The organism is Natronolimnobius baerhuensis (assembly GCF_002177135.1).
Classification (GTDB): domain Archaea; phylum Halobacteriota; class Halobacteria; order Halobacteriales; family Natrialbaceae; genus Natronolimnobius; species Natronolimnobius baerhuensis.
In genome coordinates, this window is record NZ_MWPH01000002.1 from 1,208,951 (window position 1) to 1,223,103 (window position 14,153).

The window sequence follows — 14,153 nt, forward strand, 5'->3', positions numbered from 1 at the left end:
ACAGTATCCGAACTTTGCGAGCAGACCGACGATATCGCGGCTCGTTTTATTTCGTAGGTCGCCGACGGTGAGTTTCGGATCGTCGGACTGAGTGTGATGCTGCCGGGCGTTGTGATGGGAACGACGGCACTCTGGCTCGCAGCGCGAGGGTGACTCTGGGCGGAACCGAACCAGCGAGGTGGCGTCGAGCATTCCCCATCTCGATGGTTCCATTGTCCGGTGACGGTGCCCTTTTCACATCGCTCGCCCACCCTCCGGTATGGAACTCACGCCAGTGACGGACCTGCCCGAAATCCGTCCCGGCGACGACCTCGCCGAACTCATCGCAGAACGGGCCGGCGACGACCTCGAGTCAGGCGACGTGCTCACCGTCGCGAGCACGGTCGTCTCGAAAGCCGAGGGGCGAGTCGCTGATCTCGAGGAGTACCCCGTCAGCGCCCGCGCACAGGAGATCGCCGACACAATCGGCGACCTCACGGAGGAGGAGAAAGATCCACGATTCGCCCAGGCGGTACTCGAGGAGAGCACCGAACTCCTGATCGACTGTCCCTTCCTGCTCACGGAAACCCGATTCGGCCACATCAACGTCAACGCGGGGATCGATCAGTCGAACGTGCCGGGCCACGACCTGTTACTCCTGCCGAAGCGACCGACGAAAAGCGCCGAGCGAATCCGCGAGGGACTCGCGGAACACGGCTACGACGATATCGCCGTCATTGTCACCGATACCTGCGGCCGCCCGTTCCGTCACGGCCAGCGCGGCGTCGCCATCGGCTGGGCCGGCATGCCTGCAAGCCGGGATTGGCGCGGCGAGATGGACCGCGACGGCGACGAACTCGAGGTCACGGTCCAGTCCGTGATCGACGAACTCGCCTCGGCGGCGAATCTCGTCACGGGCGAGGGCGCAGACGGCGTGCCGGCGGTCGTCGTCAGCGACTGGGAATTCGGCGACCTCGAGGGGAGCAACGAACTGTTCCGCTCAGTTGAAGACGACCTCGTTCGGCAGGCGCTTCGTGAGTGGGACTGGAAGGGTGGTGCCTGATGCCGGCCGATATCGGAGCAGACGGCGACGCGCCGACCTGGGGGATCGAACTCACGCCCGAGCATCCACTCGAGGAGATCGCCGATCTCGCGGCGCTCGCCGAAGACGAAGGGTTCGATCTGGCGCTCTCGAGCAGTCACTACTTCAATCGCGATCCGTTCGTCGCGCTCTCGTGGATGGCGAGTGCGACCGACGAGATTCGGCTTGGACCGGGCGTGGTCAACCCCTACGAGACCCATCCCGTACGACTCGCCGCGCAGGCGGCGACGATTGACGAGGTCAGCGACGGGCGCGGCGTGTTCGGCATCGGGGCCGGCGACCGCTCCGCCTTATCCAATCTCGGCGTCGAGCACGACCGGCCGCTCCGGCGCGTCCTCGAGACGTTCGATGTTGCGCGGGATTTGTGGGCCGGCGAGACGGTCACCCACGAGGGAACGTTCACCGCAAAAGACGCCTCACTCAACCTCGAGGAGTGCAACCTCCCCGTCTATGTCGGTGCACAGGGGCCACACATGCTACGGATGAGCGCGAAACACGCCGACGGCGTGTTGATCAACGCGGCGCATCCGCGCGACCTCGAGTGGGCTGCAGGCCAACTCGAGCAGGGACTCGAGGAACGAACGAATGAAAAGGGCGACTTCGAGGCGCTGGCGTTCGCCTCCGTCAGCGTCGCCGCCGACGAAGACGAGGCGCGCGAAGCGGCTCGCCCACCAGTTGCCTTTATTGCGGGTGCAGCGGCCGAACCGGTGCTCGAGCGCCACGATATCGACCGCGAGGCGGCGAGTACAGTTAGCGACGCTCTCGAGCAGGGCGAACTCGGCGAGGCATTCGGTTGCGTCACGCCTGCAATGATCGACGCCTTCTGTATCGCGGGCACAACTGAGACGGTCGCCGAGCAGTTCGAGGCCGCCCTCGAGTTCGTCGACGGTATCGTCGTCGGCTCGCCGCTCGGCCCAGATCTCGAGGATGCGATTGGCCGCGCAAGCGAAGCGCTCGAGCGTGCGAGGTCGCAGTAAAATCGGTGCGTGTCGCGTTAGTTCGAGGTAAAGAGGCTACCGACGGCACCGAGTGTCAGGACGCCGAAGACGCCGAGTGCAGCGACAATGAGCAGTGTCCCGGCGAGGACGAGCAGGGGCGCGAGGCCATCGCCCATTGCGACTTCGGTGAAGTGGTCGTTCATCTCAATGATGTTGTCGATGATGACGTTGAGTGGAACGGTGGTGTCCATGTGTGGAGGTTGCAAACGATGGTACTTGGCGGTGCCGGTCCCGACTCGAGTCTGACGGCTGTCGGATCAAACGCAACGGACACCACCCGTTCGTGTGAAGCCGGTGGCCCTAAACAGAGACACACCGTACAACGGGGTATGAGCGACGACACAAGACTCTCCGATTTTGGCAGTGAGGGGGTTGCAGACGAGGTCGACGGCGAACGAGCGGGTGGCAGCGAGGAGGACGAGAGCGAAGCGACAGCGGCCACCGAACTCGCGACGTACGCCTGGGGCGAGTACGTCTGCACTCGCTGTGACGCAGAAAGCGAACGCGTCTGGCGAGACGATGGCGCGTTCGTCTGTCCGGACTGCAAGGAGTGGTAGGCAGCGCCGAAATCGGGAGAATCGAAACGCTCCGGCTCAGTTCTCGAGGGCCTGACTTCCTTCGCGAAGGCCGCGCATGTAGCCGATGGCGAACAGGCGACCGAGCATGTGGTAGCCGGGGTTCGAGTTGTCCTCGCCGGCCATCGTCGGGACGTGGTCGGGACGCATCGGCACGTCGTCGTCGACGTGTTTCTCGTAAGCTCGCATGGCGGCGAACATGTCCGTCGGGCCGTTGTCGTGCCAGGTTTCGACGAAGCGGTTCCGGTCGCCTTCCACGTCGCGGAAATGAATGAAATTGATCTTCTCGCCGAAGCGTTCAATCGTCTCGGGGATATCGACACCCATCGCGGCGAAGTTGCCCTGGCAGAACGTGATCCCGTTGTACTCGCTGTCGTAGCTATCGACTACGCGCTGGTAGGCCTCGGGACTGTTGATGATCCGGGGCATGTCGCCGAGCGATTCGCGGGGCGGGTCATCGGGGTGCAGTCCGAGTTTGACGCCGGCTTCCTCCGCTACGGGCGTGACTTCCTCGAGGAAGTACTCGAGGGCCTCCCAGAGTTGCTCGGCGGTGACGTCGGCGGCTTCGCGGTGGTCGGGCGAGCCGAGTTTGTCGGTGTCGAAGCCGGTGACGTAGGAACCGCCGCGGGACTCGAGGTGGGCTTCGGTGCGCGCCCAGCGGGTGCCGGCCATCCAGTCGTAGCAGACGACCGGGATGCCGACGTCGCCACAGTCCCGCAGGAACTGTTTGAACTCCGCAATGTCGGCGTCGCGGCCCTCCTCGCCGAGGCGGACGCGGTCCGGAATCGGGACGCTGCCCTCGATGACGTCGATGGTGAGGCCAGCGTCGACGAACCAGTTTTGCATCGCGCGGAGTTCGTCATACGTCCACTGGCTCTGATTATCGCCGATCTCGAGGGTGTGGACGACGACGCTGTCAACGCCGAGTTGTTTCGCTTGCTGCCAGCGTTCGTCGGGCTGGCGCGGCAAAATAAGGGATGGTGTGACCATAGCGAGCGATTTGGGGCCGATTGTATATATCTTACCAAGCGGGAGAGTCACCGAGCGAAGCGGGCCGTCTCAGCGCAATATTGTGAGTTTCTAGACACGTAAGGAACAACGTTTTTTCCGCCAATCAATTGAACACGGTATGGACTTCCGGGAGCCAAAAACGCTCATTCCAGCGGCCGTCGAAACACTCCCGATCAATTTTGCGATCCTCGATACCGATGGGACGATTCTGTACACGAACGACGCCTGGCAAGCATTCGGCAAGGCCAACGACATCGACGCTCAACCGGATACAATCGGAACCAACTACCTCGAGATTACCAGACAGGCGGAGACGGAGACGGCCCAAACTGCTGCCGCGGGGTTAGCCGAGATTCTAACGGGGGAGAGAGAACTCTTCGAGTTCGAATATCCCTGTCACTCGCCCGAAACAAAGCGGTGGTTTCTCATGCGGGCAGCGCAGTTCACCGAGGATGGGCAGCGATTCGTCGCTGTCGCACACTTCGACATCACTGACCGCTACCAGTACCAGCAGCAATTAGAGGCGTCCAACGAGCGCCTCCAGCAGTTCGCATACGTCGCCTCCCACGACTTACAGGAGCCGCTGCGGATGGTCACCAGCTACCTGCAACTACTCGAGAATCGGTACGGCGACGAACTCGACGAGGACGCCGAAGACTTCATCGAGTTCGCGGTCGACGGTGCCAGGCGGATGGAGGCCATGATCGAGGGCCTGCTTGCGTACTCCAGAGTCGAAACGCAGGGCAAGTCCTTCGAGTCGGTTTCGCTCGAAGCGGTGCTAGAGGATGTGCTGACCGATCTCGAGATCCAGATCAACGAAACCGGTGCCGAGATCACCGCCGAGTCGTTGCCGACCGTCGACGGGGATGCCAGCCAACTCCGTCAACTCTTCCAGAACCTGTTGGACAACGCCATCACGTACAGCGGCGAGGAGACGCCGCAGGTGTCGATTGGCGCACAGCGTGAGGGAGACGAGTGGGTCATTTCGGTCAGTGACGATGGAATCGGGATCGATCCAGACGAGACGGACCGGGTGTTCGAGGTGTTCCAGCGGCTCCACAGCCACGAGGAGTACAGCGGGACGGGGATCGGCCTCGCACTCTGTAAGCGGATCGTCGAACGACACGGGGGCGAAATCTGGGTTTCGTCCGCCCCCGGCGACGGCTCGACGTTTTCGTTTACGCTCCCAGCAGCGGACACGTGATCGCTCGCTCAAGGACCGATGCGACTGTACCTTCTTAGTAGTCGATTCCCGAAAGACGGTCGACTTTCGGATCGGTGAAGACGTCCTTTTCGTCCACGCTTGTCGAGGAGAACTCCGAGATGACAGCGCCCTCGTCGTGGCCTGTGAACCAGTGGTTCGTATCCGGCGGAATCGTGTACTGATCGCCGGCCTCGAGGACGATTTCCTTTTCAGCAGTGTAGTGTTCCTCGCGCGTTGGCGGCTCGACCGTCGGCTCGTCGGTCGGTTCGCCTTCAACGAACAGCGAGACGGTGCCCGCGCGACAGCGGAACGTCTCCTGTTTGCCCGGCGTGCCGTCGAAGGGCGGATGGCGGTGCTCGGGACAGGTCTGGCCCGGCAACTGGACGAGTTCTTTCGCACAGTAGCGATCCGTGTTGACGTAGGTATGGATCTGCGTGCCGATGGTCTCGAGGTCATCAAAGCCGAAATCGGCAATCTCGAGGTCAGCCTGTTCCGCCTCAGTCAGGACGATGCCGGCATCTGCGATGAGCTCGAGTGCGCGTTGTGTGACGTCTTCTCGTGTCGAATCGGTGGTCATCGAGTAAAACTCACACGGACGATCCAAAAAAGCCAGCGGGTTGCTCTGGGTCATATTCGGCGGTGCTGGGTCGAACCCGTCGTTTGAGCCCCGAACATTTATATCTCAGTCGCGGCTCTAGTAACCTGCAATGGCGAAAGGTACGGTCGAATTCTTCAACGACACTGGCGGCTACGGGTTCATCGAGAGCGAGGAGTCAGACGACGACGTGTTCTTCCACATGGAAGACGTCGGCGGTCCCGATCTCGAGGAAGGACAAGAAGTCGAGTTCGACATCGAGCAGGCCGATAAAGGCCCGCGCGCGACGAACGTCGAACGACTGTGAGCTGATTCAGTCGAGGTATCGTTCTCTGATTATTACGACCGGTGAGCAACAGCACTCGTGGTTTTGTAGTGGTGTTCTCGAGGATCTGTCAGCACCGCGGGTCGGCGGTTGCAACGCTTCCATTCATACGTTGACACAAAGCATATATTTACCAACCCCTGAAACGGAGACAGACAACCAGTGCACCCGATGCGACGCCCGTCCCCGCAGCCGACCCCCGCCTCGAGTTGGTACTGCCACGATGACTGATCCTGACCCGACACCTGCGCCGGCGCATGCCGAGACCGACGGAGCGGCGACAGCCGGATTGCAGACCGACAGCGACACGGCCGAGCCGTTGCCGGTCGACGATGTCGCGACGCTCCACGAGGCGATTGAAGACAACGTCTCGCAGGTCATCGTCGGCCACAAGGCGGTTATCGAGCACGTCAGTCTCGCATTGCTCGCACGCGGGCACGTCCTGCTGGATGACGTTCCAGGCGTCGGCAAGACGATGCTTGCGCGCGCAATTGCGACCTCCATCGACTGTACGTTCCGGCGCATCCAGTTTACGCCGGACCTCCTGCCGACCGACGTCACCGGCGTCAACGTCTTCAACCAGAAAGACCGCGAGTTCGAGTTCCAGTCCGGCCCCGTCTTTGGCAACATCGTGCTTGGCGACGAGATCAATCGCGCGCCACCGAAAACCCAATCTGCCCTGCTCGAGGCCATGGAAGAACAACAGGTCACCGTCGACGGCGAGACGCACACACTTCCGGACCCCTTCACCGTCATCGCGACACAGAACGCCGTCGAGCCGAACCAGACCTACGAGTTGCCACTGGCCGAACTCGACCGATTCATGAAGAAGCTCCACCTCGGCTATCCGACACCCGAGGAGGAAGCCGAGTTGCTCGGCCGAACCGTCGGCGACCACCCAATCGAATCGCTCGAGTCGATCACCGACCGGGAGACGATTGTTCGTGCACGCGAGACTGTCGCCAACGCACGCGTTGCTCAGCCGATCAGAGACTATGCGACACGACTCGTCGGCTACACGCGCGAGCACGCCCGAATCGGCGTCAGTCCGCGCGGCACAATCGCCCTGTTGCGCGGCGCACAGGCACGCGCTGTCACGAGCGGCCGAGCGTACGTCATCCCTGACGATATCCAGGCTGAAGCCCCAGCCGTCCTGAGCCACCGGATTCGCGTCGACGATCACGACCGCGACGGTGACGCTATCGTCAGCGAGGCCCTCGAGCGCGTCGCCGTCGAGACCCCAGAGCAGTAACGACATCCCACCATGCGACTGACTTACAGCGGTTGGACCGTCCTCGTCATCCTCGTCGGTGCCGTTGCACTGAGCTGGCAACACGGTCCACGGGCGTTGAACGCCGTCGTGACGCCGCTTGTGGTGGTGTTTGTAACCGGCGTTATTCTCACTGCCCGCGTCGACCGCCCCACGGTCCATCGCCAGCGAGTGTCCGATGGCTCAGTCGGCGAGACGCGGACGGTCGAGTGCCGTCTCGAGTGTGGTGGGACAGTGTCTGCGGATATCCTCGAGACGGTCGGCGACGGACTTAGCGTGTCGACAGCCGACGGCGAGACGAGCCAGGAAACTGACGTCGCCGTCTCGACGACAATCGACGGCGAGGCACGACTGGCCTACGATATCGAACTCGAGGAACGGGGCGAGCGCGTCGTTGGCCCGATCACGATCACCGTCTCAGACGTGTTCGGACTCATGACGCGGACGTTTACCTACACGGAGACGACGACGGTGCTCGTCTACCCGTCCGTCTCCGAGCTACACAGTGAGTCAGCCGGCGATCTGCAGGCAATCGAAAACGCCGCGGGAACGCCCGAGCGCGAGGAGTTCGACCACCTGCGGGAGTACCACCGTGGCGACTCGCTGCGAGACGTCCACTGGAAATCCGCGGCGAAACGCCCCGGTGACGAACTGGTCGTCACCGAGTATCGAGATGAAGGGGCTGCCGGCTCGGTGACAATCGCTGCCGAATGCGAGGACAACAGCGAGCAGTTCGCTCGCGCCGTCGCCAGCATCGCAACGTACCTGCTCGAGCGCGACCGACGCGTCGGGCTGACGGTCGATGGACACCACCTCGAGCCGGGGTCAGACCGCAGTCATCGCCGCGAACTGCTTGGCATTCTCGCCGTTGCAACGGGCGAGGAACTGACCGAACGCGACCGCAACGCCGCAGATATTGTCATCACGGGAGACTGGCGAGAAATGCAGGTCGTGACCGACGAGCGGACGATTCCGTTCCCACGGCTGATTCATCCGCGTGAGCGTGCGCGTGCTCCCGGCTGGAGCGAGGGACAGACAGACCGCTCCAGCGAATCAGGGGTGATCGCATGAGTACCGAATCGGGGCCGACGGGCTCATCCGGATCCGGAACACGCGAGCACTCGGTCACGATTGGAACAGAAGGTGCCATTGAGACGGAAACATTCCGGCTGCTTGCACTTGGGTGCGTGCTCATCCTGACGGCGACCTACGTGAGCGTCCTGCGCGACGTCACTCGCGTCGTCGGCGGCACCCAGTCACTGCTCGTACTCGTCGCCGCCATGCTCGTCGTCGCGACGATTCTCGCGCGTCTGATTCGGCCCCGAACGGCGATTGTGACGGCGCTCATCGCTGCAGGGCTGGGCTTTGGCTACTATCTCGAGGCCAGTGGCGTCGGCGTCGGTGTGCTCACCGAGGCGACCGGCGACCTCATCGGCGACGTGGTGTTGCTCGCGACCGGCCTCGAGATCATGCGGATGCTCGAGGCGGGCCTCTGGACGCTTGGCTTTGCGCCCGGACCGGTCTTTCTCTCGTGGTATCTCGCCATGCGCAGCCGGTACGGGCTGAGCGTGCTTGCAGGTGGGTCTGCACTGCTCTTTCTCGTCTTGACTGGAGATGCTGAAACGGGCGTGACGTTGCTCGGTGTGCTCGCCGCACTCGGGGCCGTCGGCTTCGGCGAACTCGAGTCTCGGGGCGGTGCAGTCGCACAGGCAGATCTGCTTGCGGTCCTGTTCGCTGCAATCATCGTCCTCTCGCTGTCGGTGACGCTCGTCCCCGGCGGAGCCACGACGCCAGCAGCGGTCGGTGGCAGCGGTGGTGGCACTGGCGCGACCACACTCGAGGGGACGATTGACTCCTCGCCGGAACGGTCAGGGATCAGCGGCTCGGTCGAACTCTCGCCCGAAGTCCGCTTTACAGTCGAATCGCCCGAAGAGTTCTATTGGCGAACTGGCATCTATGACCGCTACACCGGCGACGAATGGGTTCGGTCGGGCCAGCAGACACAGACGTTCGACGAACTCGAGCCACCACCGGGAACGTCGAATGTCGTTCCCTATCAACTGACTGCAGAGACGGAACTGGACGTCATGCCAGTCGCACCGGAACTGCTCGACCTCGAGTCCGAGGCGGCGCAGTACGCCGACCTCTCCGAACACGGCCAGCCACATCCAACGACGACACTACTCGAGGGTGACAGCTACGTCGCCGCGAGTGCAGTCGTTGATACGACTCCCGGAGTCCTGAACGAGGGCGGAACGGCATACCCGGATGAGATCACGGAGCAGTATCTCCAGACGCCAGAAACCCTCTCGACGGAGTTCGAAACCTACACCGCCGAGATCACTGCCGATGCCGAGACGCCCTACGAGAAAGCCGACGCAATCGAATCCTACCTGCGAACGTCGAAAGACTACTCACTCGAGGTTGACCGTCCTGATGGCGATGTCGCAGACGAGTTCCTCCTCGAGATGGACGAGGGCTACTGCGTCTACTTTGCGACTGCGATGACACAGATGCTGCGCAGCGAGGACGTGCCCGCACGATACGTCTCAGGGTATACGAGCGGCCAACAGGTCGATGACAACGAGTACGTCGTCCGCGGGCTGGACGCCCACGCCTGGGTCGAGGTGTACTTCCCCGACCACGGCTGGGTTGCGTTCGAGCCGACGCCGCCGAGTGACCGCGATGACGCCCACGACGCCGAACTCGTCGACGCCCGAAACACCGGCGAAGACGACATCGACACCGACGAAAGCGAGGACATCCCCATCACTGACGACGAGGACATCCTCGAGGAGCCGAACGTGCCCAACGGACAGGGTGAGCAGTCAGAAAACGAGTCCGAATCCGATCCGACGGATCCCGACACAGACGCTGCTGAGGAGACAGACGAGCCGGAAACGCCACCCGACGAGGAAGATGCAAGCGAGGAAAATACCTCGAGTGAGGTGACCGATCCCGGCACTGCTGGAGCCGGCGAAACAAGTGGTGAGACAACTGCAGCATCGGAACGCAACCTGACGGAGCGAATTCCACTGACGCGTGAGACTGGCACACTCCTCGCTGTCATGCTGTTCGGACTGGTCGCAGGCGTCCACCGCATCGATGCGACGACGCGATTGCAGAACACGCTCGGACTGTACTGGCACGGCCGGCGCACCGACCCTGACCGTGACGCGACGCGGGCGTTCGAGCGACTCGAAGGGATGCTTGCTCGCGAGTATCGCCCGCGCCAGCCGGCCGAATCACCGCGGCAGTATCTGGCGGCGCTGTCTGCGTCCGCTGAGAGCGCCACTGACGCGACCGTCGTCGACGATGCGCGCACGGAACGCGTCCTCGAGACGTACGAACGGGCCGTCTACGGCGGTGGTGTCGACCGTGCTGAGGCGGACGGCGCAATCGAAGCCGTCGATGGACTCGCCCGCGAACGCCTCCCCGGATTTGCTGGCCGGTCGAACGCCGATAGCGAGTGAGCCGGCTCGTCGGAGACGGCTGGCTCATCTGCCGTTCGGACGCGTTCTGCGTGATTTCGACAGCACGAGCGCCCGAAAACGGAGTACACGACAGCGTAATCTTCCCGATAGTGTTTAATATGTCCATTTCGTACCATGGAACGTAATGTCGGAAGTCTGCTCGACGTGCGGGCTGCCTGAGGAACTCTGCGTCTGCGAAGACGTAGCCAAGGGGCAACAGCAACTCAACATCCGCATTGACGAGCGCAGATACGGTAAAGAGGTAACGATCGTTGAAGGATTCGACCCGAAAGATGTCGATCTAGACAGTCTTTCATCGGATCTCAAATCAAAGTTCGCCTGTGGTGGCACCGTCGAAGACGGTCAGATCGAACTGCAGGGCAACCACACCGGCCGCATCGAAGAGTTCCTTCGGGATCGCGGCTTCAATGTCGCATGAGCCCGCGATGATCTGATACCGTCGAACGTACCGCCCGACGGGTCCGAATCGGTCGGGTACGTCCGGTCGGCGGTGTACGTCGACTTCCGAACCCAAGATCGCGTCTCGACTCACCAACTACTCCGTTTTCACGACACAACAGACCGACGCTCGAGTGGCGACTGTGGTGGTGAGAGGCACACGAGCGTGAGAGTCCCGACAGCCAAGAACTAGAATGGCGATTCCGGACCAGTCGATGCGTCGTCAGCATCCCCATCGGCGTCCGCATCCGTTTCCGCCGGCCTGGCAAGGCCGTACTTGAGGCCGTACTCCTCGAGGCCGCCAGCCATGCTCTCGACGGTGGCATCGGCACTGCCTTCGTAGGACCCAATCAACTGAGCCGCCTGGACACTCGCTTTGCCGTGCGGGCAGACGGTCACGATTCGGTCTGCGTCCTCGAACTCGTCGATTCGACTCGTGAGTTCCTGAAATGGGACGTTCTCGCTACCAGGAATGCGACTATGGGCGAAACTCGCTTTATTACGGATATCGACGATACGAACAGTCTCGTCGGATTTGTCCTCGAGAAGGGCATTGACCTCGTCAGTACTGATTTCGCCGTCCATTAGGACCGCATTTGAACGCGGGGCGAATAAGCCCATGGGTCTGTACTGGAGTCAAGAGCAACAGTGTCTGGTCGTCGAAACGCCGGTAAAAAGCCGGCGTCGTCCCGACAGATGATCGGCGTTGGCAGGTGGTGTCATACGGTCGGTTGTAAGTCATTTCCGGGGCAACCGCGAACCGCTTTGCGGTTGCACCGGTAAACAGTTACAACCGAGCGTATCAGCGGCTGTCCACCGCTGTGGCGAGGATACGGCCGCGTGTCGAACGGGATTGGGCAACGACAGCGGACCCCCATCCCTCGCCAGTCGTTGCTATCACTCGTACCGGATTAAACCTGTTGGCCGCATGAGTAATAACGGATGCCAACAAGTGTCAGTGATATCGCCAGCCGGAATCGACCTCACGGCACGTACTCAGAGTAATTCATCTTCCTTCGCGAGCAAGAGCGCAGACACTGTCGAATCGTTCGCTGGCTGGGCACGAGCACGCTCGAGGGCTTCACTGACCGGCACAGTCTGCACCTCGAGAAACTCGTTATTGTCGTGGTCGCGTTCGCCGAGTTCGAGGCCCTCCGCGTAGACGACCCCGCGGTCGTGTCGCAACAGGCCAGTCGCGACGGCGTACTCCTGAAGCAACGCCGTACTCGAGGGTCGAAAGCCGGTCTCTTCCTCGAGTTCGCGTGCTGCGGCCTGCGTGTAGGACTCGCCGTCTTCGACGATGCCAGCTGGGAGTTCGAGATGTGTCTCGCGAATCGCTGGCCGGAACTGTTCGACGAACAGCAGGTGATCCTCGTCCGAGTCGGGTCTAGCCTCGCCGCTCTCATCCTCGGCTGAGGAGACCGTCGCGATCTGTTCAGCCTCGAGTCGGGCAACGACGACAACAGCGGGCGGTAACGATGCCCAGTAGTAGCGTTTCTCGGTCCCATCGGGCTGCTCGAGGCGGTCGTAGCCGCCGTCGTACCAGGACGTTTCGTACTCGGGTACTTCCTCGAGAAGTGTCCAGTCGTCGGGAAGTGCCATACGAAAACGTCGGGCTCGAGCGGATAATACGTGGTGGTTGCGCTGGGCTTTCAAGACTCGACAAGACAGTTCGCTTAGGCGACGAGGTCGCGATAGATGCGGCCAAACGCTTGCCTCCGGAGGGTTGCAACGGCGGCATCCTCCTCGTTCTGGAAGGTCGCTGCAACCGCGGTTCCGTCCGGGCCAGCGTGCCAGACGACGTGGTCGACGCGCTCGTGGCCGGTTTCGACGACCTCGCCGTCGTACTCCTCAGACCACTGGTCGTACTCCTCGCGGGTTCCAACATGTACCTCGAGTAAACTCGCAAAGAGCGCATCGCGGGCGGTTTCGACGACGTCGCCGGTGACGCGGTCGGAATACTCCTCGCGGTCGAATTCCATCGCGCGGGCGACTTCGCGGACGACCGTCTGGGCTGGCGTCCCGACGCTCTCGTAGCGCTGTCGTGCGTCTGCGACCGAGTCTGGCGTAAACATCCCCACCGTGTGCATAGCTGTACGCACACTCGGCGAGCAGTTACGCGTTTTCGTTTGGCTCGCCCTCAGAGTCGACCTCGGCTTCGTCGGAGTGCATCTGTCGCGTTAACTCCTGGGCTTCCTGCAAGACGCCCTCCGCTTCGGCCGTTAGCGAACCGCGCCCCGGCTGTCGACTCTGGCGCGCGATGCCATCCTCGAGCCCGCCGGGACGACCGGGGTCGTGGCCATGATTGTGTTCGGTGTCGTCGAACGCCGACGTCTCGATTTCCTCGGCGTGCTGGCTGACGAGTTCGCCCAGTTCGTCCGGCCCGCAGTCGCCCCAGTTGGGTGCGTGTTCCTCGAGCCATTCCCGATGCTCCTCGCGGCCGAGCGAGGCGGTGATCGCAAGGTGATTCGCAAGGTGTTTCGCGTCCGCCTGTTCGGCAGCACAAACCGGGCAGGCATATCCCATACCCAGACAAGGCCTCGCGTCGGTAAAAGCCCACTCACTCGAGTTTTCTGATCATAATAATCGCATCCTCGCCGTCCTCGTAATAGCCGGGAACCCGGCGTAGCGGCTCGAAGCCGAACGACCGATACAGCCGTTTCGCGCCGTCGTTCGACCGACGAACCTCGAGTTTGATGGTATCGGAACCGCGTGCGGCGAGGACGGCAATTGACCGACGAAGGAGTGCAGAGCCGACGCCGTCACCGCGTCGATCCGGGTGGACGGCGATGTCTTTGATGTGTCCGAGCGTCCGGCCGTAGGTCATCGAGGTGTCTGCGATGATGTAGCCGACGATACTGGCATTGGCGTCGGAGGCTGTCGCCACGAGAAATCCAGGTTCGCCGAGAAAGCGTTCGAACGCGTCGTATGGCCACGGCTGAGAAAACGATTCATCCTCAATACGGACGACGGCGAGCAAGTCGGCGCGCTCCGCCGGGCGGATCGCAGGATCGATTGCGTCGCTCACCTCATCGCCTTCATCCGCATCACTCCCCGGAAACGACGTGGTCACAGCAGTCACTTGGCGTTCAGACATTAAAAACAATGGGCAGCCATCGGCCGAAACGTGACCGACGCCGGGCTGCCATAGTGAGTCGAGTG

General features: G+C 62.2%; 17 protein-coding genes. 9 read left to right on the top strand and 8 right to left on the bottom strand.

The features are described from left to right. Positions 1 to 259 precede the first annotated feature (259 nt). A complete protein-coding gene (locus B2G88_RS12310) occupies positions 260 to 1,042 on the top strand; it encodes a coenzyme F420-0:L-glutamate ligase (protein WP_087714894.1) in 783 nt (260 codons plus the stop codon). Then, a complete protein-coding gene (locus tag B2G88_RS12315) occupies positions 1,042 to 2,058 on the top strand; it encodes a 5,10-methylenetetrahydromethanopterin reductase (protein ID WP_087714895.1) in 1,017 nt (338 codons plus the stop codon). Before B2G88_RS12310 ends, B2G88_RS12315 begins: the two co-directional genes overlap by 1 nt. Before the next feature lie 17 nt (positions 2,059 to 2,075). Here B2G88_RS12315 and B2G88_RS12320 read toward each other — a convergent pair whose 3' ends face one another. Further along, positions 2,076 to 2,270: a hypothetical protein gene (locus tag B2G88_RS12320; RefSeq protein WP_087714896.1), complete on the bottom strand. Its 195-nt coding sequence runs from the start codon at positions 2,268 to 2,270 to the stop codon at positions 2,076 to 2,078. 138 nt (positions 2,271 to 2,408) lie between these two features. Here B2G88_RS12320 and B2G88_RS12325 point away from each other — a divergent pair, with 138 nt between their 5' ends. Continuing rightward, a complete protein-coding gene (locus B2G88_RS12325) occupies positions 2,409 to 2,636 on the top strand; it encodes a DUF7573 domain-containing protein (protein ID WP_054863904.1) in 228 nt (75 codons plus the stop codon). 36 nt (positions 2,637 to 2,672) lie between these two features. Here the strand turns inward: B2G88_RS12325 and B2G88_RS12330 are convergent, their stop codons facing one another. Further along, positions 2,673 to 3,644: a mannonate dehydratase gene (locus B2G88_RS12330; protein ID WP_087714897.1), complete on the bottom strand. Its 972-nt coding sequence runs from the start codon at positions 3,642 to 3,644 to the stop codon at positions 2,673 to 2,675. Between the two features lie 139 nt (positions 3,645 to 3,783). Here B2G88_RS12330 and B2G88_RS12335 point away from each other — a divergent pair, with 139 nt between their 5' ends. Continuing rightward, complete coding sequence (locus B2G88_RS12335) at positions 3,784 to 4,869, top strand: PAS domain-containing sensor histidine kinase (RefSeq protein ID WP_087714898.1); 1,086 nt, start codon at positions 3,784 to 3,786, stop codon at positions 4,867 to 4,869. A 34-nt stretch (positions 4,870 to 4,903) separates the two neighbouring features. Here the strand turns inward: B2G88_RS12335 and B2G88_RS12340 are convergent, their stop codons facing one another. Further along, entirely contained in the window at positions 4,904 to 5,446 is a 543-nt protein-coding gene (locus B2G88_RS12340) for a D-lyxose/D-mannose family sugar isomerase (RefSeq protein WP_054863896.1), read from the bottom strand. 130 nt (positions 5,447 to 5,576) lie between these two features. On the opposite strand from B2G88_RS12340, the gene B2G88_RS12345 reads away from it, so the two are divergent. From B2G88_RS12345 to yciH, 5 genes are all read left to right on the top strand, one after another. Then, positions 5,577 to 5,771 (top strand): cold-shock protein, encoded by a 195-nt coding sequence (locus tag B2G88_RS12345; protein WP_054863897.1) that lies wholly within the window; start codon positions 5,577 to 5,579, stop codon positions 5,769 to 5,771. A gap of 241 nt (positions 5,772 to 6,012) precedes the next feature. After that, positions 6,013 to 7,041: an AAA family ATPase gene (locus B2G88_RS12350; protein ID WP_054863898.1), complete on the top strand. Its 1,029-nt coding sequence runs from the start codon at positions 6,013 to 6,015 to the stop codon at positions 7,039 to 7,041. Between the two features lie 12 nt (positions 7,042 to 7,053). Then, positions 7,054 to 8,130, top strand: a complete 1,077-nt coding sequence (locus B2G88_RS12355; RefSeq protein WP_054863899.1) for a DUF58 domain-containing protein — start codon at positions 7,054 to 7,056, stop codon at positions 8,128 to 8,130. Then, a complete protein-coding gene (locus B2G88_RS12360) occupies positions 8,127 to 10,532 on the top strand; it encodes a transglutaminaseTgpA domain-containing protein (protein ID WP_087714899.1) in 2,406 nt (801 codons plus the stop codon). Before B2G88_RS12355 ends, B2G88_RS12360 begins: the two co-directional genes overlap by 4 nt. A 145-nt stretch (positions 10,533 to 10,677) precedes the next feature. Further along, positions 10,678 to 10,971 (top strand): stress response translation initiation inhibitor YciH, encoded by a 294-nt coding sequence (yciH, locus tag B2G88_RS12365; RefSeq protein ID WP_004217450.1) that lies wholly within the window; start codon positions 10,678 to 10,680, stop codon positions 10,969 to 10,971. Positions 10,972 to 11,180: 209 nt separating this feature from the next. Here the strand turns inward: yciH and B2G88_RS12370 are convergent, their stop codons facing one another. The 5 genes from B2G88_RS12370 to rimI all read right to left on the bottom strand — a co-directional run bounded on the left by B2G88_RS12370 (position 11,181) and on the right by rimI (position 14,064). Beyond that, a complete protein-coding gene (locus B2G88_RS12370; protein WP_087714900.1) occupies positions 11,181 to 11,576 on the bottom strand; it encodes a rhodanese-like domain-containing protein in 396 nt (131 codons plus the stop codon). A gap of 411 nt (positions 11,577 to 11,987) precedes the next feature. Next, positions 11,988 to 12,593, bottom strand: a complete 606-nt coding sequence (locus B2G88_RS12375) for an NUDIX hydrolase (RefSeq protein ID WP_054863901.1) — start codon at positions 12,591 to 12,593, stop codon at positions 11,988 to 11,990. A gap of 74 nt (positions 12,594 to 12,667) precedes the next feature. Beyond that, positions 12,668 to 13,081 carry a DUF5809 family protein gene (locus B2G88_RS12380; RefSeq protein WP_087714901.1) on the bottom strand — a complete coding sequence of 138 codons (414 nt, stop codon included), beginning with the start codon at positions 13,079 to 13,081 and terminating at the stop codon, positions 12,668 to 12,670. A 25-nt stretch (positions 13,082 to 13,106) separates the two neighbouring features. Then, positions 13,107 to 13,517, bottom strand: coding sequence for a DUF5810 domain-containing protein (locus B2G88_RS12385; RefSeq protein ID WP_087714902.1), 411 nt, complete (start codon positions 13,515 to 13,517; stop codon positions 13,107 to 13,109). 34 nt (positions 13,518 to 13,551) lie between these two features. Continuing rightward, the gene (gene rimI, locus B2G88_RS12390) at positions 13,552 to 14,064 is read right to left on the bottom strand and encodes a ribosomal protein S18-alanine N-acetyltransferase (RefSeq protein ID WP_245835379.1); all 513 of its coding nucleotides are present in this window, start codon (positions 14,062 to 14,064) and stop codon (positions 13,552 to 13,554) included. Between the last annotated feature and the right edge of the window lie 89 nt (positions 14,065 to 14,153).

Excerpts from the sequence above, each read along its gene's own strand:
- B2G88_RS12310 (WP_087714894.1), top strand. The coding sequence starts at position 260 with ATGGAACTCACGCCAGTGACGGACCTGCCCGAAATCCGTCCCGGCGAC.
- B2G88_RS12315 (WP_087714895.1), top strand. The coding sequence starts at position 1,042 with ATGCCGGCCGATATCGGAGCAGACGGCGACGCGCCGACCTGGGGGATC.
- B2G88_RS12320 (WP_087714896.1), bottom strand. The coding sequence starts at position 2,270 with ATGGACACCACCGTTCCACTCAACGTCATCATCGACAACATCATTGAG.
- B2G88_RS12325 (WP_054863904.1), top strand. The coding sequence starts at position 2,409 with ATGAGCGACGACACAAGACTCTCCGATTTTGGCAGTGAGGGGGTTGCA.
- B2G88_RS12330 (WP_087714897.1), bottom strand. The coding sequence starts at position 3,644 with ATGGTCACACCATCCCTTATTTTGCCGCGCCAGCCCGACGAACGCTGG.
- B2G88_RS12335 (WP_087714898.1), top strand. The coding sequence starts at position 3,784 with ATGGACTTCCGGGAGCCAAAAACGCTCATTCCAGCGGCCGTCGAAACA.
- B2G88_RS12340 (WP_054863896.1), bottom strand. The coding sequence starts at position 5,446 with ATGACCACCGATTCGACACGAGAAGACGTCACACAACGCGCACTCGAG.
- B2G88_RS12345 (WP_054863897.1), top strand. The coding sequence starts at position 5,577 with ATGGCGAAAGGTACGGTCGAATTCTTCAACGACACTGGCGGCTACGGG.
- B2G88_RS12350 (WP_054863898.1), top strand. The coding sequence starts at position 6,013 with ATGACTGATCCTGACCCGACACCTGCGCCGGCGCATGCCGAGACCGAC.
- B2G88_RS12355 (WP_054863899.1), top strand. The coding sequence starts at position 7,054 with ATGCGACTGACTTACAGCGGTTGGACCGTCCTCGTCATCCTCGTCGGT.
- B2G88_RS12360 (WP_087714899.1), top strand. The coding sequence starts at position 8,127 with ATGAGTACCGAATCGGGGCCGACGGGCTCATCCGGATCCGGAACACGC.
- yciH (WP_004217450.1), top strand. The coding sequence starts at position 10,678 with ATGTCGGAAGTCTGCTCGACGTGCGGGCTGCCTGAGGAACTCTGCGTC.
- B2G88_RS12370 (WP_087714900.1), bottom strand. The coding sequence starts at position 11,576 with ATGGACGGCGAAATCAGTACTGACGAGGTCAATGCCCTTCTCGAGGAC.
- B2G88_RS12375 (WP_054863901.1), bottom strand. The coding sequence starts at position 12,593 with ATGGCACTTCCCGACGACTGGACACTTCTCGAGGAAGTACCCGAGTAC.
- B2G88_RS12380 (WP_087714901.1), bottom strand. The coding sequence starts at position 13,081 with ATGCACACGGTGGGGATGTTTACGCCAGACTCGGTCGCAGACGCACGA.
- B2G88_RS12385 (WP_087714902.1), bottom strand. The coding sequence starts at position 13,517 with ATGGGATATGCCTGCCCGGTTTGTGCTGCCGAACAGGCGGACGCGAAA.